Below are 16268 nucleotides of genomic sequence, written 5' to 3'. Positions count from 1 at the left end.
ACCAGTGACACCGAACGCGCAGCGGCCTACCAGCACTGGCTGCACCACTACAATCACCACCGACCCCACACCGGGATCGGCGGCCTCGTCCCCTCAGCCCGCGTTCACAACCTCACGGGGAAGTACATCTAGGCCGTGCGAAGGTCCCTCCGCCGGGTTCGGCGGAGGGACCTTCGTCGTTTCGGGGCGTCGCTCTACGACCCGAACGCGCCGGCGGTGATGCTGCTGAACTGCGTACGCAGGTCGTTCTCGGGGCTGCGCGGAGAATAGAGGTGCACCACGTTGCTCGTCTCGCCTGCGCACCGGACGCTGAACTTCCAGTCGCCCTTGGTCGTGAACGGCGGGCCGGTGAGATATTCGTGACTCAGGGAGAACTTGTCCTTCGCGATCCATGTTCCGCTCATGAGGATGTCGCAGGACGTGGCCGGACTGCCGTCCCAACTCAGCTTCCAGCCGTCCGTTCCGGCGAGTGCGACGGACACGGTGGGCGGGGTCGCCGCGGATACCGGGCCCGCCGCGAGCATCGCGGTGGTGGTCGCGGCGACCGCGGTGGCGACGGCGAGCACCGACCGGGCGGCGGTGCGGCGGGTGACGGCGTGCGGGACTCGCATGGTCTCTCCTCGGATGACAGGTGGCGGCCCCGTGCGGGCCGGCGCATCCAGTGGACCGTGACCGCGGCGAATCCGGTCGAGTAGAGCACTACCCGAATTCCCGGGCTGCGCCGCCCGAGGGCCTCGGCGGCGCGGTCGTCGACGGCCGATCATCCGTGTGACCTGGGGAAACAAGAAATTTCAAAAATTCTTTGAGCGATGTGTAACGCCCCGGCGAGGTCCGGCGACATACGGAATAGCTCCGGCTGAACTGCCTGACCCCCGACCCGGCAGTTCGGCCGGAGTTCTCGTTTCTGCCGTTTTGCGAGACTCCACCTAAGATCGACGACGTTGTGACTCATTCCGATATGCGGCGCGGCGGGCGCCGGACCTCCGCACGCGTGTGGTGGATCCGCGGTGTGCTCGCGGTACTGCTGCTGGCCGGGCTCGCGCTGGCCGCCGATCTGGTGGCCGGGCACGGCAAGACCGCGCGCGGCGCACAGATCGCCGAGTTCTCGATGGGGAATCTCAGTCCGGATCAGGCGCGCGCCGCGCTGGCGAAGCTGTCGGGCGCGGCGGAGGCGCCGGTCGTCGTGCGAACCGATTCCGGGCAGGCCACCCTCGATCCGGCCGCGCTCGGCCTCACCTTCGACGCCGACGCCACTCTGGACCGGCTGCTTCACCAGCCGGCGAACCCGTGGTCACGACTCACCGCGCTGTTCGGGGCGCGCCACCAGGTGGCCCCGGTGGTCCACCTCGACGACGCCGCCTTCGGTGAGGAGCTCGACGCCCACCGCAAGAGCCTGGAACGCGCGGCCGTGGAGGGCGGGGTCCACTTCGACGGTACGACGCCCGTCGCAGACCTGCCGTCGTCCGGTCTGCGTATCGACCGCGCCGCGGCCAAGCGGAAGATCCAGCGGGAATGGCTGACCGGCGGTCCGATCACCCTCGCGATGGAACCCTTCGATCCGACGGTCTCGGCGTCGACCGTGCAGCAGACGATGGACGGTCCGGCGCGGCGGGTCACCGCGTCCGCGGTGCGTCTGACCGGCCGCGGCGCGACGGTGACGGCGAGCCCCACCCAGCTCGGGGCGCTCGTCACCTTCGAGCCGGACGGCCGGGGTGGGCTGGCCCCCGCGATCAGCCAGCGCGGCCTCAAGGGTGTGCTCGGGACGGATCTCAAACGCGCCGAGTCCGCGCCGGTCGACGCGACCTTCCGCATCTCCGGCGGTGCGCCGCGGGTCGTGCCGTCGACCGACGGCGCCAAGGTCGACGCCCCGGCCACCGCCGCCGCGCTCGCCCGGGCCTCCGTCGGCGACGACCGCCGGGCCGACATCGTCTTCACCACGGTCAAGCCTGCGCTCACCACCGCGCGGGCCCGCGGTCTCGGGGTGAAAGAGGTGGTCTCCGAGTTCACCACCGGCGGTTTCTCCGGGCCCTCCGGCGAGAACATCCGGCTGGTCGCCGAGAAGGTGAACGGCGCCGTCGTGCTGCCCGGACAGACGTTCTCGCTGAACGGCTACACCGGGCCGCGCGGCACCGCGCAGGGTTACGTGACCTCGACGATCATCGACCACGGCCACGCCGCGAAGGCCGTCGGCGGCGGGATCTCGCAGTTCGCGACCACGCTGTACAACGCGTCGTACTTCGCTGGACTGGAAGACGTCACGCACACCGAGCACGCGTACTACATCTCGCGGTATCCGGAGGCGCGGGAGGCGACCGTCTTCGAGGGACTGATCGACCTGGCGTTCAAGAACACCACCAAGCATGGGATCTACATCGAGACGGCCTGGTCGCCGTCGTCGGTGACGGTGCGGCTGTGGAGCACCAAACAGTACGACGTCGAGTCGATCACCGGACCCCGCACCGATCCGACCAGCCCGCAGGAGGTGCAGCTCCCGGCCGGCGACGACTGCATCCCGAGCGGCGGTGCCCCCGGGTTCACCGCGTCGAACACCCGGGTGATCCGGGATGCGCGCAGCGGCCGGGAGATATCCCGGCACACCCGGACCGTCCGGTACGCGCCGGAGCCCATCGTCCGCTGCCGCTGAACCGGTGGCGGCCGGGACCACCGACCAAGCACTCGCTTGTGTCCGGCATCACAGCGCCTCGTCGCCGGTGCCTGTGGTGCGCGTCACCGCGCGGGCGATAGGCTCGGCCGCATGGACATCAATGGAGCAAGTGCAATCGTCACCGGTGGAGCCTCGGGCATCGGCGCCGCCACCGCCCGCCAGCTCGCCGCCCGCGGCGCCAAGGTCGTCATCGCCGATCTGAAGGCCGACGACGGTGAGGCCCTCGCCACCGAGATCGGCGGCGCGTTCGTGCCGGTCGACGTCACGAACACGGACCAGATCATCACGGCCATCGAGAAGGCCGTCGAGCTCGGGCCGCTGAAGGCGGTCGTGAACTCGGCCGGTGTCGGCTGGGCACAGCGCACGGTCGGGCGCGACGGCGAGTTCTCCTCGGCACACGACCTGGACCTGTACAAGAAGGTCATCTCCATCAACCTGATCGGCACCTTCGACGTCACCCGCCTGGCCGCCACCGCGATGAGCCGCAACGAGCCGGGGCCGGACAACGATCGCGGCGCCATCGTGAACCTCGCGTCGGTCGCCGCCTTCGACGGCCAGATCGGCCAGGCCGCGTACTCGTCGTCCAAGGGCGGCGTGGTCGGCATGACCCTCCCGGTCGCCCGCGATCTGTCGGCCATCGGTGTGCGCCTGAACACCGTCGCCCCCGGCCTGATCGACACCCCGATCTACGGCAGCGGCCCCGAGTCGGAGGCGTTCAAGGCCAAGCTCGGCGAGTCCGTCCTGTTCCCGAAGCGCCTGGGCGTGCCCGACGAGCTCGCCTCGATGGTCGTCGAGCTGCTCACCAACTCGTACATGAACGCCGAGGTGGTCCGCGTCGACGGCGGCATCCGGATGCCTCCGAAGTAGCCTTCGGCCCACGCGACAGGCAACATCCCGCGGCAGCCGCGTCCCTCCCGGGGACGCGGCTGCCGCGTTGTCGGTCACCCCCGGGCCGGCCCGCGGGCAGCGCAGCCGAGGAGCGCACCGCTCCGGTGCACGCAAACCACCTCGCCGGGCACCTCGAAGTCGTCCCGGCCGGAAGACGCGGCGGGTCCGCAGATCGTCGCGGAAGCGGGAACTGTGACCGCATGTGCGACAGTCTGCGAATCCGCCGTGCGGGGCGGCAACCGGCTGCGGAGACCGGCCTCACGAAATAGGCTTCGGGCCATGCGGAATCTCGTGCTGTCGGTGATCGGCGACGACCGGCCCGGCCTGGTCTCGGCACTCTCGGAGGCGATCGCCCGCAGCGGCGGAAACTGGGAGCGGAGCCAACTCGCGCAGCTGGCGGGCAAATTCGCCGGGATCGTCGCGGTGGCGGTCCCCGCCGAACGCGCCGAGGGACTGATCACCGCCGTCACCGGGCTGGACGGACTCCTCGAGGTCCAGGTGCATTCGGTCGACTCCGCGGCCGCGCCGACCGCGGAGTGGACGGCGCTGACCATCGACGTCCTCGGCAACGACCGGCCCGGCATCGTGCAGGAACTGTCGACGGCGCTGAGCCGCAGCGGCGTCTCGATCGAGAAGCTCACCACCGGCACGCGGCAGGCGCCGATGGCCGGCGGCATGCTCTTCGAGGCGCAACTGCACGTCATGGTGCCGCCGACGGCCGAGGCGGCCACGATCCGCGCCGATCTGGAGAAGATCGCCGAGGAACTGCTCGTCGACCTCGATGTCGACGAAGTCTGACCGGACCGTGACGTAGCGAGAGCCGATCGCCGCGCCGGGGAATCGTTCGCGCTGGTCGGGGGATTCCGGGCCGAGGATGCCCGAAGGCTACGTCACGGTCGGGCCGGTCGTCGGCGGTAGTCGCTCGGGTCGAGCGGCAGACCGACCAGAATCCGCGCCATCAGGTATCCCGAGGTGCGCGGAATGCGCCGGCCGTCGTCACCGGTCGCGCTGCCCAGCCGCGGATAATCGGCGTGCGCGTGCGCGCCCTCGCGGGCGATCCCGTCGGGCGTGGTCCGCGGACCGACGTCGAGCTGCCGGAGCGAGGTCTCGGTCGGTCGCGGCCCGTTGAAGCCGAGCCGCAGGCCGTGGAAGTTCCGGGTCTGGAAGTACCGGATGTAGTCGCGGTCGCCCTCCATCACGTAGCCGTGCCCGTCGGCCAGCCCCAGCTGACTCTCGCTGCCGGCCATGAAACCGGGCGAGCCGTAGAAGACGGCGTCGGCGATCGGATGGCCGGGTTCCCGCAGGGCCATGCCCTGGGTCAGCGACCCGTAGGAGTGGCCGAACGCCACGAAATGCGGTGCCGGATCGGTCGAGGTGACCGCGAGCCCCCGGTAGAAGCGCGCGAGGTCCTTGGCGCCGCGCCGTGCACGACCCCGCGCCGCGGCCTCCCCGAACCGGAAGTACTCGGCGAACGGGCGGGTGTTGTCCTTGTCCGGCGGCTCGTAGCCCAGCCACGAGATCGTCGCGATCGACGGCTCCGGTTCGCCGGGGTGAGCGTCGCGCAGCTGGCGCCGCGCCTCCCGGGTCATGTCCTGCCCCTCGTTGAGCATCCCCACCATGCTGCCGCGGATCGAGGTGTCCATACCGGGGACCAGGATCGCGACGTGGTGGGCGGTGGTCGGGTCGCCGTTGGTGACGACGGCCTTGCCCTGTTCGCCGGTCCGCATGTCCATCATCAGCAGCATCTGCCCGTCCGGATGCTCCGGGGACCACGGATTCCGCAGCACGTGCTGCAACATCTTGACGTCGTCGATCTTGCGCCGCACCTGCTCGCGTTCGGCGTCCTCGTTGGTGAACAGCCCGCGGGTCCGGTGTTTGGCGATCTGCGCGAAGAGCTGAGCCTGCCGGGCCTGGAGCCGGATCAGCTCGGGCCCCAGCCGCAGCAGATTCACCCGGTGGCGCACCTGCGGCGGGATGCCATCGGTGTTCCCGACCCACTCGGGCCGCGCGTGCAGCAGCTCTTCCCGGGCCTGCGGACTCAGCGCGGTCCAGTAGTCGTGCACGACGCCGGGCGACGCCGATGCATCCGGGGGCGGCGGCAGATAGGCGGGTGCCTCGGCGGTGGCGGCATGCTCGGCGGTGAGGATCACCGGGAGTTCTTCGACGCGGGCGCGGCGATCGCCGAACAGTCCGAGGAGCGCGGCGCCCAGGCAGCCGAGCGCCACGGCCGCGGCGAACCAGGGGAAGATCGCGGCGGTGCCGTACCGGCTGGCGAGGGCGCCCGCGACCACCGTCGGCACACCCATCGCGAGGTAGCCGAGCAGGTAGTACGCGCTCATCACCTGGCCGCGCGCGTGCGCCGGTGCGACCTCGCTCAGGTAGCGCAGCGAGCCGCCGAACGCGAGGCCGAAGACCGCGCCGAGGACGAGGGCATCGATCAGCACGGCGACCGTCGAGCCGCTGTGCACGGCGGCCACCGCGAACCCGAGGGCCACCACCATGCCGAGGTCGCCCGCGATCGCGGTGGCGCGCGGAGCGAACCGGCCGCCGATCCACTGTGACGCCGAGGCCGCCCCGGCCATCATGGAGATCACCACGCCCGCGAAGATCGCCGAATGGTGGCCGGTCGTGTGCTGGGTGAGCGCCGGATACAGGCTCAGGTACACACCGAGCACCGACCACGACGTGAGGATGCCGATCCCGGCGAACCAGAACTCGGCGCGGATCTCGTGCGGGATGGAGGGCCGCTGCAGCCGGACCCGCCCGCCGGTGCGTGCGCTGTGCGGCTCGACCAGGGCGATGACGGCGACCAGCAGCACCGCGACGATCACCGCCACGATCGCGTAGGGGATCCGCAGCGGGTACGACGCCCACTGCGCCGCGCACGCCGCGCCGAGCACGGTGATCGCGATGCCCGCGTTGAGCGACGCCCCGCTGACCGCGCCGTTGCGCGCACCGTCGTGCGGACGGACGTCGAGCAATGCGGCGCCGGCGACGACGATCGTCGCGCCGATCGCGGCGCCGTGGATCAGGCGGGCGATCAGGAGCTCCCAGACCTGCGTGGCGGCCAGGAAGATGCCCAGCCCCACCAGGATCATCACCAGCGCCGTGATCAGCACCGGTTTGCGTCCGACCGCGTCGGAGATCGGCCCGACGGTGAGTGCCGCGGCCAGCGCCCCGGCCGCGTAGACGGCGAAGATCACGGTCGTGGTGAGCGGGCTGAAATGCCACTCCTGCGCGTAGATCGGGTACAGCGGCGAGGGCAGCGCGGACGTGCCGAGGGCCAGCGCGAGGAGCGCGAGCAGCAGGGCGAACGACCAGGACTGCGGATGGTCGTGCCGCGGCCGGGCGTCCGCGGCTTCTCCTGTCATGGAGTCGAGGGTAGACGAGCCGCCCGAGCGATCGTTCAGCGGATTTCGGTCGGCCGGGCCCGGGCGTCAGCCGGCCGTGAGAACCACCTTCAGGGCCTTGGTCTCGGCGGCGTTCGCGAACACCTCGTAGGCGTCGAGGATCTGATCGAGCGCGAAGCGGTGACTGATGAAGACGTCGGGGTCGAGCTGGCGGGAGGCGACCATCTTCAGCAGGGTGCCGAGGGTGTTGGTGTTCACCAGACCCATCGAGATGTCGATGTTCGAGATCCACAGATCCTGCAGGTCGAGCTGGACGGGCTCGCCGTGGACGCCGACGTTGGCGACGGTGCCCGCCGGGCGGACCAGGTCGACGCACATCTGCCAGGTCGCCGGGATGCCGACCGCCTCGATCGCGACGTCCACGCCCAGGCCGTCGGTCATGGCCAGGACCTGCTCCTTCCAGTCCGCATCGGAGGAGACGACGCCGTCGGTGGCGCCGAACTTCGCGGCCTCGGCCACGCGGTTCGCATCGATGTCGATCGCGATGATCCGGCTCGGGCCGTAGAGCCGCGCGGTGGCGATCGCGGCCAGCCCGACCGGTCCGGTGCCGACGACGGCGACGACGTCGCCGGCCTTCACGTGGCCGTACTGCACGCCGATCTCGTGGCCGGTCGGCAGGATGTCGGAGAGGATGACGCCCTGCTCGGGGCTGACGGTCGCGGGCAGTTTGTACACCGAGTTCTCGGCGAACGGTACGCGCACGTATTCGGCTTGGGTGCCGTCGATCAGGTGGCCGAAGATCCAGCCGATGCCGGGTGCGCCCTCGGGGGCCTGGCAATGCGAGTAGACGCCCTCCCTGCAGTAGCCGCACTTTCCGCAGGCGCTGACGCAGGCGAGGATCACCTGGTCGCCGACGGCCAGGGTGGTGACCGCGCCGCCGATCTCGATGATGGTGCCGACACCCTCGTGGCCGAGGATCCGGCCGGGCGTCACGGCGGGGACGTCGCCCTTGAGGATGTGCAGGTCGGTGCCGCAGATGGTGGTGGCGTCCATCTTCACGATGACGTCGGTCGGCTGCAGGATCGTCGGATCGGGGACGTCGTCCCACGACTTGCGGCCGGGACCGTGGTAGACGAGTGCTTTCATGCTCTGCTCCTTATGGGTCGTCTACCGGCGACGCTAGAGAGCGGGGCGCGGGTTACGCGGCGGTACGCGCGGAGGCGGGACCAAGGACACTGGGTGCGGCCGCGAGATGCAACGAACCCCGCCGGGAGTACCGGCGGGGTTCGCGGTGGCTCGGGTCCCCTTCGACGTAGCTCAGGGAGCGAGACGTAGCTCAGAGAAGCGAGACGCAGCTCTCAGAGAAGCGAGACGCAGCTCGGGGAGCGAGGCGTCAGAAGGCGGCCTCGTCGAGCTCCATCAGATCGTTGTCGACGTTCTCGACGATCCCGCGGATCGCGGTGAGCAGCGGCAGCATGTTCTTCGCGAAGAAGGTCGCGGTGGCGACCTTGCCCTCGTAGAACGGCTTGTCGGTGTCCGAGGCGCCGGCGTCGAGGGCGGCCAGGGCGACCTCGGCCTGACGCAGCAGCAGCCAGCCGATCACCAGGTCGCCGACGGCCATCAGGAAGCGGACCGAGCCGGTGCCGACCTTGTACAGCTGCTTCGGGTCCTCCTGGGCGCCCATCAGCCAGCCGGTGAGGGTGGCGGCCATGCCCTGGACGTCCTCGAGGGCCGTCTTGAGCAGCGCGTAGTCGGCCGACAGGCGCTCGTCCGCGGCGGCCTCGATGGTGGCGTTGATCTGGCCGGCGACGTGGGCCAGGGCCTGGCCCTTGTCGCGGATGATCTTGCGGAAGAAGAAGTCCTGCGCCTGGATGGCGGTGGTGCCCTCGTACAGCGAGTCGATCTTCGAGTCGCGGATGTACTGCTCCAGCGGGTAGTCCTGCAGGAAGCCGGAGCCGCCCAGGGTCTGCAGCGACTCGGTGAGCTTCTCGTAGGCGCGCTCGGAGCCGACGCCCTTGACGATCGGCAGCAGCAGGTCGTTCACCTTGTGCGCCATCTCGGCGTCGGCGCCGGAGACGATCTGCGCGGCGACGGGATCCTGGTGCGAGGCGGTGTACAGGTACACGGCGCGCAGGCCCTCGGCGTAGGCCTTCTGGGTCAGCAGGGCCCGGCGCACGTCCGGGTGGTGGGTGATGGTGACGCGCGGGGCGGCCTTGTCCATCATCTGGGTCAGGTCGGCACCCTGCACGCGCTGCTTGGCGTAGTCGAGTGCGTTGAGGTAGCCGGTCGAGAGGGTCGAGATGGCCTTGGTGCCGACCATCATGCGGGCGTGCTCGATGACGTCGAACATCTGGGCGATGCCGGAGTGCACCTCGCCGACCAGCCAGCCCACGGCGGGGACGCCGTGCTGACCGAAGGTGACCTCGCAGGTGGCGGAGGCCTTGATGCCCATCTTGTGCTCGACGTTGGTGACGAACGCACCGTTACGCTCGCCCAGCTCGCCGGTCTCGTGGTCGAAGTGGAACTTCGGCACGAAGAAGAGCGACAGGCCCTTGGTGCCCGGTCCGGCGCCCTCGGGGCGCGCGAGGACCAGGTGGAAGATGTTCTCGGTCATGTCCTGGTCGGCCGAGGTGATGAAGCGCTTCACGCCCTCGATGTGCCAGGTGCCGTCTTCCTGCTTGACGGCCTTGGTGGTGCCCGCGCCCACGTCGGAGCCGGCGTCCGGCTCGGTGAGGACCATGGTGGCGCCCCAGCCGCGCTCGGAACAGATGGCGGCCCACTTCTTCTGCTCGTCGGTGCCGTTGTTGTAGAAGATGCCGGCGAAGCCGGAGCCGGCGGCGTACATGAAGACCGGCGGGTTGGCGCCGAGGATCATCTCGCCGAGCGCCCAGTACAGCGAACGCGGGGCGGGCAGGCCGCCGAGATCCTCCGGGATGCCGACCTTGTCCCAGCCGGCGTCGATGAAGGCGTTGTACGACTTCTTGAAGCCCTCCGGGATGGTGACCGAGTGGTCGGCCGGGTCGAAGACCGGCGGGTTGCGGTCGGTGTCGGCGAAGGACTCCGCGATGGGGCCTTCGGCCAGCGTCTTGACCTCGCGGATCATGTCGACGGCGGTCTCGTGGTCGAGGTCACCGAACTCGCCGGACTCGAGCACCTTGTCGAGCTCGTACATCTCGAACAGGTTGAAGTGCAGGTCGCGAACGTTGGACTTGTAGTGGCCCATCAGTCTTCCTTTATCTCAGGTTCTTGGAGTGAGCTGACCCAGCAAGTTACTTGCCGGTAACACTGGACAGAATACTGGGTCCCAGCGAAAGGGACAACCTGGTGAAATGTGTCTCCGCTTACAATTGCAAGCACAAGCTCGACGCGCCGGATGTCGCCTCTTCGCATGCCTCTGACCTGCGGCGACCCCCGGTGCCATGACCGCTATCGGCCGGTGAGGTAGGCGAGGTCGGCCGGGATGCCGTCGGCCGGGGTCTCCAGGATTCCTGGAGCGTCGGCACGGGCCATCAGCTCGGCCAGAACGTCGGCGTCGATGTGCCCCGACTCGAGGTTCGCGTGCCGGTCGCGGCCCGAGTCGAACTCGTCGCGCGAGTTGTTCAGATGCACCAGGTCGATGCGGCCCGTGATGGCCCGGATGCGCTCGACCAGTCCGACCAGTTCCTCGCCGCCGGCCCAGGCGTGGCAGGTGTCCAGACAGAAGCCGGCCTGCTCGAAGTCGCCCACCGCATCCCAGAGCCGCTCGATCGATTCCAGGGTGCGGGCCATCGCGTGGTCGCCGCCCGCGGTGTTCTCGATCAGGATCGGCACGCCGAATCCGCCCTTGTCCTGCTGGCGCTCGAAGAGCTTGCGCCAATTCGCGAAGCCCTCGGCCGCGTCCTCCCCGTCGCGCAGATGTCCCCCGTGCACCACCAGCCCGATCGCCCCGAGCTCGGCGGCCGCGGCGGCCTGCTGCTCGACGGCCTTCCGCGACGGCATCCGCAGCCGGTTGTTCAGGCTGGCCACATTGATCTGATAGCTGGAATGGACGACGACGTCGATGTCGGAGTTCCGGATCTGCTCCGCGAACGGGTGCGGCTCCGGCTTGTTCCACTTCTGCGGATCGGTCACGAACATCTGGAAGATGTCGATCCCCAACTCCTCCGCGGTGGCCACCGGATTCGCGTCCTGTCGCAGATGCGCCCCGACTCGCAGTCCTGTCCGATCTCCCATGCCACCAACGATAGGACAGTCCACCGACACCGGGTCCGATCCGCCGGGAGAGCCGGATTTGCGCTGGCCGACGCGCGGGCCGCTGGTTCGGAGTGGGCGCCGTCGCACTAGGCTGGTCGGGAATGAACGGCCCGTCCCCGGACCGGCCGCGACCGCAGGAGCAACACGACGTGACTGAGCAGAACCCGGCCTCGACCGTCGGTGACGCCGATTCTGACTCGAGTACCGGCGACGTCATCGAAGTCGATCAGGCCCGCGGCACCGAGGCCGCAGAGGCGGCCGAGACCGCCCGCGCCGACGGCGCCGACCAGGACTTTCGCACCGAACAGGACTCCGGCGCCGAGCAGGGCGCCGAGCGGGATTCCGGCGACGGGCCCGATCCGGCGACCCCGGCCGACGGGGAGAACGAACTCGTCGTCGTCGACGAGAAGGGGCACGACCTCAAGTGGGTCCGCCGCGGCCTGCTGCTGATCTGGGCCGCCGCGGTGGTCTGGGAGGTCCAGGCGCACGGTCTGGCGATCGACCGCACCCGGCTGATCCTCTACCTGGCCTTCGGCATGGTGGCGGCGACCGTCGGACGACGCCGGGCGATCACCGTGCTGATCGACTGGCTGCCGTTCGTGCTGATCCTGATGCTGTACGACTGGACGCGCGACGTCGCCGTGTGGCTGAACATGCCGACCCAGTGGACGCTGGCGCCGGACGTCGACCACTGGCTGTTCGGGGTCAACCCGACCGCGTGGCTGCAGTCCGAACTGAAGCAGTCGAAGCCGCCGTGGTGGGAGGTGCTCGTCAGCCTCGTCTACATGTCGTACTTCATCATTCCGTACGCGACGGCGGCGGTCCTCTGGATCCGCAACCGGGCCACCTGGCGCCGATTCGCGGTGTGCTTCATCGCCACCAGCTTCATCGGTCTGATCGGCTACACCCTGGTGCCGGCGGCGCCGCCGTGGGCGGCCAGCATGTGCACCCACGAGCAGGTGGCCGATCATCCGCACGACCCGCCCTGCATGTTCAAGAACGAGCGCGTGGAGGGCAATCTGCTCGGTGACGTCAACCCGAAGCACGAGGGGGCGGCCGACCACGTGGAACGCATCTCCTGGCGTGGGTGGAGCGTGCTGGGACTGGGCACCGCGGGCACGCTGATCAAGACCGGCCAGAGCAAAGCCAACCTGGTGGCGGCGATCCCGTCGCTGCACGCCGGGCTGACGATGATGCTGGCCCTGTTCATGTGGCCGCGCACCAAGGCGCTCGGCCGAACGCTCTTCGTCGGCTATGCCCTGGCGATGGCCTTCGCGCTCGTCTACACGGCCGAGCACTACGTCTTCGACATCCTGCTCGGCTGGCTCCTCGCCGCCTGCGTGGTCGGCACCGTCACCTGGGTCGACAAACGCTACATTCAGCCGCGGAACCGCCGCCGGGCGGAGGAGAAGGAGGCCGAGCGCGAACAGGCGGTCGCCGCCGCGGTGGCCGGGGCTCCGGCGACCGAGTAGAAGTGAAGCCATGACCGTTTCGACCGCTTTCTCTCGCCGCCTCGTCCTCGCCGCCACGACCCTGGCCGCCGCCGGCCTGCTCGCCGCGTGCGGGTCGGGCGACGACGCCGCCGGGCACGACGATCACGCCGCCCACAGCCATGCGCACGGCGCGAGCGATGCGCCGACGTCGGTGTCCGCGCAGGTCAACTCGGCGGACGTCGAGTTCGCCACCATGATGATTCCGCACCACCAGCAGGCGATCGAGATGGCCGACCTGGTGCCCTCGCGCACCCAGAACGCCTGGCTCCGCGGCTTCGCGCAGCAGGTCAAGGGCGCGCAGCAGCCGGAGATCGACCAGCTGACGCAGGCGCTGAAGTCCTGGGGGAAGCCCGTTCCGGACAGCCACGCCGAGCATCAGATGGACGGGATGATGACTCCCGCGCAGATGGCCGACCTGGAGGCATCCTCCGGGGCGGACTTCGACCGGAAGTGGATCACCATGATGATCGCCCACCACGAGGGCGCCGTCGCCATGGCGAAGGTGGAACTCGCCAAGGGCGAGAACCCGCAGCTGCGCACCATGGCGCAGCACATCATCGACTCCCAGCAGGCCGAGATCACCGAGATGCGCGCGCACCTCGACAAGTAGCCGCCGTCAGGCCTGGGGCGTCCATCCCGGTGGCCGCACATCGGTGGAGAAGTCGATGAACGCCCGGCTGTTCTCCACCGCGGTCACCAGCCCGGTTCCGAACCGCCCGCGGGGGTCGTACAGGGTGGCCGTGCCGACCGAGATACCGTCGGATTCGTCGTGCCCGTCGGCCTCCACGCCGATCCGCGGTCCCTCCGGCAGGCGGGACAGCGCGACGGTCAGGTCACAGTTGATGAAGCCGATGCCGCCCTCGCCCCAGTTGGTCATCAGGCTCGTCGACTCCGCGGTGATCACCGCGCGCTGAAACGGGGTCAGCGCGATGTCCGGGGCCACCGGAATCGGCTCCGACCAGAGGCGGTGCCGATGTGCGTGCTGCTGGTCGGCGAGGGACCGGCCCCAGCCGTCGGGGCCGCCGAACCGCGGCGCCGCGTCGGCGGCGGGAACGTCGGGCGGGAAGAAGGTGCGCGCCGATTCCGGCGGCGACCAGCGCGCCCCCGGCGGATTGGTGCTCTCCTTCAGGAAGACGGTGACGCCCTGGGCCACCAGGGTCTGCTCGGCGCCGTCGTCCTGCCGGATCCGGAAGGTGATCACCCGAATCCGCCCGCCGGCCCGTTCGACCTCGGTGGTGACCGTCGTCGGCAGGGCGCGGGCGGATTTGAACAGTTCGACGGTGAAGCGGGCGGGCCGCCATCCGGGCGCGCTGTGCTCTGATTCGACGGCGCAGGCGGCGACGGCGCAGAGTGCCGGGCCGTTGAGGGCGTCGGGTCCCCATCGGCTGTGCGCCACCGCGGTCGGCAGAAAGCGGCCCCGGTCGTCTCGGGTGAAGAAGGTGCTCGCGCTCACGGTCGTGACGCTACGCTGTGCAGGTGATCAACCAAGAACTTCGTCCCTCGCTGCCCGCGGAGGCCGTCAACGCGGTCCGCGCCGGCATCGTCTTCTCCTCGATCGTCGGCATCGTGCTCGGCGTCCTGATCATGGTCTGGCCGGGGGTCACGGTGTTCATCGCCGGCCTCCTGTTCGGCATCGCGCTGGTCAGCGCGGGACTGTTCCGCCTCTTCTTCACCTTCGCCGCCACCGGCGTCACCTTCGGCATGCGGATGCTGATGCTGGTGATGGGTGTTCTGATGGTCGCCTGCGGCGTGATCGCCATCATCAGCCCGGAGAACGCCTGGTGGATGCTCGCCATCTTCATCGGCGTCGGCTGGATCTTCGGTGGCTTCCAGGACATCTTCGGTGCGCGCACCGGTACCTCGATGGCGCCGCGCTGGCTGGTCGTGGTCGGCGGTGTGATCTCGGTGCTCGCCGGCATCGTCATGCTGATCTTCTCGCCCGGCGTCACCCTGCCGACCATCATGTGGGTGCTCGGCCTGATGCTGATCATCGTCAGCATCGTGAGCCTGGTGTCGCTGCCGGCGAAGATCAAGATCGACGCGTAGCCCTGCCTACTGGACCGGCGCCCCATCGAAATCGGTCGATGGGGCATCGTCCGTCAGGCGGCCCTGCAGGTCGCGGAACGCGCCGGCGAGTTCGGTGGTGTGGGCCAGCGTCAGCCCGGCCAGCGGATCGACGACGACGCGCCGCGTGTGCACCGCCGCCGCGCCCAGCAGGCGCCGCGCGGCCGGCAGGTCCACGTCCCAGAGCGCGTCGGCCGTCCGCACGTAGAGCGTGGCGGCGCTGGAGACGGCGTCGAGCTGGACCATCGCCCACGCCCAGTGCTTGGCGACGTCGACGGTGTCGGCCTCACCGGGCCCGTGTGTGCGGACGTACTTCGCGTGGAGTTCGCTGCACAGGAGATCGGTGTCCTGCCACAGGGCGAGGTGCCGCATGCACCGCACACTGTCGTGCAGGGCGCGCAGGTATTTCACCGAATAGGGGCCCTCGCGCCGTCCCCTGACCTCCCGGAGCACCGAGAAGTCGGCGAGCGCGTGTGCGTACTCGCCGGCCGCGTACATCTCGCGGGCCTGGGCTTCCAGCTCGTCGAGCATGACTCCAGGGTGCCCCGCCAGGCGGCCCGGGGGAGTGCCCTCCGGGAATTTGAGACGGATCGACCCATCGGTCTCGCCGGTATCGGCGAGTACCGCGGTGGTGTTGGATCGAAGACGTGGAGAAGAACGCCGACCTCAGCCGCTGGGCCCTGCTGAGCATCGCGGTCGCGATCGTGACGATCGCGCTCAAGACCGGTGCCTGGCTGCTGACCGGATCGGTGGGGCTGCTGTCCGACGCCGCCGAGTCGGTGGTGAACCTGGTCGCGGCGGTCGTCGCCTTCATCGCGCTGCGGGTCGCCGCGCGGCCCGCCGACGACGACCACAACTTCGGCCACGCCAAGAGCGAGTACTTCTCGGCCGTGATCGAGGGCGTGATGATCGTGATCGCGGCCGTGGTGATCATCGTGACCGCCGTCGACCGGCTGCTGCACCCGGCCCAGCTCGAATCGCTCGGCATCGGTCTGCTGATCTCGGTGGTCGCCGCCGTCCTCAATGGGGTGACGGCGCTCGCCCTGCTGCGCGCCGGCCGCACGCACCGGTCCATCACCCTGGAGGCCGACGGCCGACACCTGATGACCGACGTGTGGACCACCGCCGGGGTGATCGTCGGAGTCGGGCTCGTCGCTCTCACCGGCTGGCTGCCGCTCGACGCGCTCGTCGCGATCGGGGTCGCGATCAACATCGTGGTCGTCGGGTTCCGGCTCATCCGGCGGTCCACGGCCGGCCTGATGGATGTCGCGCTCGACTCCGGCGATCTCGCCGCCATCACGGGGGTGCTCGGCCGGTTTCGCGACGGTGACGCGGCGATCGGCGCCGGTCCCGGCGAGATCGAGTTCCACGACCTGCGGACCCGGCAGTCCGGGCGGCTCCGGTTCGCGCAGCTGCACATGCTGGTGCCCGGCCAGTGGCGGGTTCAGCGCGCGCACGACGCCGCCGAGGACGTGGAAGCGGCGCTGCGGGACGTCGTGCCCGGCCTGGTAGTGACCATCCACACCGAACCCATCGAGGATCCGCGGGCATACGAAGCCTGGCGCCGATAGGCTG

The 16268-nt window shown here is 69.8% G+C and carries 15 protein-coding genes; 8 read left to right on the top strand and 7 right to left on the bottom strand.

The genetic code is table 11. From position 1 onward, the window contains the following. Positions 1 to 132 (top strand): integrase core domain-containing protein (locus tag ACSEEN_RS08005; protein ID WP_440712874.1); only part of this gene is annotated, 132 nt, incomplete at its 5' end. A gap of 62 nt (positions 133 to 194) precedes the next feature. On the opposite strand, the gene ACSEEN_RS08000 is transcribed toward ACSEEN_RS08005, so the two are convergent. Continuing rightward, complete coding sequence (locus tag ACSEEN_RS08000; protein ID WP_440712869.1) at positions 195 to 611, bottom strand: hypothetical protein; 417 nt, start codon at positions 609 to 611, stop codon at positions 195 to 197. A 347-nt stretch (positions 612 to 958) separates the two neighbouring features. On the opposite strand from ACSEEN_RS08000, the gene ACSEEN_RS07995 reads away from it, so the two are divergent. From ACSEEN_RS07995 to ACSEEN_RS07985, 3 genes are all read left to right on the top strand, one after another. Further along, a complete protein-coding gene (locus ACSEEN_RS07995) occupies positions 959 to 2644 on the top strand; it encodes a VanW family protein (RefSeq protein WP_440712873.1) in 1686 nt (561 codons plus the stop codon). Between the two features lie 111 nt (positions 2645 to 2755). Next, positions 2756 to 3532: an SDR family NAD(P)-dependent oxidoreductase gene (locus tag ACSEEN_RS07990; protein ID WP_247865399.1), complete on the top strand. Its 777-nt coding sequence runs from the start codon at positions 2756 to 2758 to the stop codon at positions 3530 to 3532. 300 nt (positions 3533 to 3832) lie between these two features. Continuing rightward, positions 3833 to 4351, top strand: coding sequence for a glycine cleavage system transcriptional repressor (locus ACSEEN_RS07985; protein ID WP_440712868.1), 519 nt, complete (start codon positions 3833 to 3835; stop codon positions 4349 to 4351). Between the two features lie 92 nt (positions 4352 to 4443). Here the strand turns inward: ACSEEN_RS07985 and ACSEEN_RS07980 are convergent, their stop codons facing one another. From ACSEEN_RS07980 to ACSEEN_RS07965, 4 genes are all read right to left on the bottom strand, one after another. Continuing rightward, positions 4444 to 6924 (bottom strand): MFS transporter, encoded by a 2481-nt coding sequence (locus ACSEEN_RS07980; protein WP_440712867.1) that lies wholly within the window; start codon positions 6922 to 6924, stop codon positions 4444 to 4446. 66 nt (positions 6925 to 6990) lie between these two features. Beyond that, entirely contained in the window at positions 6991 to 8049 is a 1059-nt protein-coding gene (locus ACSEEN_RS07975; protein WP_440712866.1) for a zinc-dependent alcohol dehydrogenase family protein, read from the bottom strand. A 247-nt stretch (positions 8050 to 8296) separates the two neighbouring features. Further along, the gene (locus ACSEEN_RS07970) at positions 8297 to 10126 is read right to left on the bottom strand and encodes an acyl-CoA dehydrogenase (protein WP_440712865.1); all 1830 of its coding nucleotides are present in this window, start codon (positions 10124 to 10126) and stop codon (positions 8297 to 8299) included. Between the two features lie 203 nt (positions 10127 to 10329). Next, the gene (locus tag ACSEEN_RS07965; RefSeq protein WP_440712872.1) at positions 10330 to 11097 is read right to left on the bottom strand and encodes a deoxyribonuclease IV; all 768 of its coding nucleotides are present in this window, start codon (positions 11095 to 11097) and stop codon (positions 10330 to 10332) included. Positions 11098 to 11285: 188 nt separating this feature from the next. Between ACSEEN_RS07965 and ACSEEN_RS07960 the strand changes: the two genes are divergently transcribed. Next, on the top strand, positions 11286 to 12608 hold the full coding sequence (locus ACSEEN_RS07960; RefSeq protein WP_440712864.1) for a phosphatase PAP2 family protein: 1323 nt from the start codon (positions 11286 to 11288) through the stop codon (positions 12606 to 12608). Between the two features lie 10 nt (positions 12609 to 12618). Then, positions 12619 to 13239 carry a DUF305 domain-containing protein gene (locus ACSEEN_RS07955; protein WP_440712863.1) on the top strand — a complete coding sequence of 207 codons (621 nt, stop codon included), beginning with the start codon at positions 12619 to 12621 and terminating at the stop codon, positions 13237 to 13239. Positions 13240 to 13245: 6 nt separating this feature from the next. Here ACSEEN_RS07955 and ACSEEN_RS07950 read toward each other — a convergent pair whose 3' ends face one another. Then, the gene (locus ACSEEN_RS07950) at positions 13246 to 14082 is read right to left on the bottom strand and encodes an acyl-CoA thioesterase domain-containing protein (RefSeq protein WP_440712862.1); all 837 of its coding nucleotides are present in this window, start codon (positions 14080 to 14082) and stop codon (positions 13246 to 13248) included. Positions 14083 to 14105: 23 nt separating this feature from the next. Between ACSEEN_RS07950 and ACSEEN_RS07945 the strand changes: the two genes are divergently transcribed. Continuing rightward, on the top strand, positions 14106 to 14675 hold the full coding sequence (locus ACSEEN_RS07945; protein ID WP_247865393.1) for an HdeD family acid-resistance protein: 570 nt from the start codon (positions 14106 to 14108) through the stop codon (positions 14673 to 14675). A 6-nt stretch (positions 14676 to 14681) separates the two neighbouring features. On the opposite strand, the gene ACSEEN_RS07940 is transcribed toward ACSEEN_RS07945, so the two are convergent. Then, positions 14682 to 15224, bottom strand: coding sequence for a hypothetical protein (locus tag ACSEEN_RS07940; RefSeq protein ID WP_298441477.1), 543 nt, complete (start codon positions 15222 to 15224; stop codon positions 14682 to 14684). 116 nt (positions 15225 to 15340) lie between these two features. Between ACSEEN_RS07940 and ACSEEN_RS07935 the strand changes: the two genes are divergently transcribed. Then, positions 15341 to 16264 carry a cation diffusion facilitator family transporter gene (locus ACSEEN_RS07935; protein ID WP_298441479.1) on the top strand — a complete coding sequence of 308 codons (924 nt, stop codon included), beginning with the start codon at positions 15341 to 15343 and terminating at the stop codon, positions 16262 to 16264. Positions 16265 to 16268 lie beyond the last annotated feature (4 nt).

It is taken from the genome of Gordonia marina (assembly GCF_052036135.1).
GTDB lineage: Bacteria > Actinomycetota > Actinomycetes > Mycobacteriales > Mycobacteriaceae > Gordonia.
The sequence above is the reverse complement of the archived record's forward strand: the minus strand, read 5'-3'. Positions and strand labels throughout refer to the sequence as shown.

Bases quoted from the DNA above. Each gene is read 5' to 3' on its own strand.
- ACSEEN_RS08000 (WP_440712869.1), bottom strand. From the start codon at position 611: ATGCGAGTCCCGCACGCCGTCACCCGCCGCACCGCCGCCCGGTCGGTG.
- ACSEEN_RS07955 (WP_440712863.1), top strand. From the start codon at position 12,619: ATGACCGTTTCGACCGCTTTCTCTCGCCGCCTCGTCCTCGCCGCCACG.
- ACSEEN_RS07970 (WP_440712865.1), bottom strand. From the start codon at position 10,126: ATGGGCCACTACAAGTCCAACGTTCGCGACCTGCACTTCAACCTGTTC.
- ACSEEN_RS07995 (WP_440712873.1), top strand. From the start codon at position 959: ATGCGGCGCGGCGGGCGCCGGACCTCCGCACGCGTGTGGTGGATCCGC.
- ACSEEN_RS07980 (WP_440712867.1), bottom strand. From the start codon at position 6,924: ATGACAGGAGAAGCCGCGGACGCCCGGCCGCGGCACGACCATCCGCAG.
- ACSEEN_RS07940 (WP_298441477.1), bottom strand. From the start codon at position 15,224: ATGCTCGACGAGCTGGAAGCCCAGGCCCGCGAGATGTACGCGGCCGGC.
- ACSEEN_RS07975 (WP_440712866.1), bottom strand. From the start codon at position 8,049: ATGAAAGCACTCGTCTACCACGGTCCCGGCCGCAAGTCGTGGGACGAC.
- ACSEEN_RS07985 (WP_440712868.1), top strand. From the start codon at position 3,833: ATGCGGAATCTCGTGCTGTCGGTGATCGGCGACGACCGGCCCGGCCTG.
- ACSEEN_RS07990 (WP_247865399.1), top strand. From the start codon at position 2,756: ATGGACATCAATGGAGCAAGTGCAATCGTCACCGGTGGAGCCTCGGGC.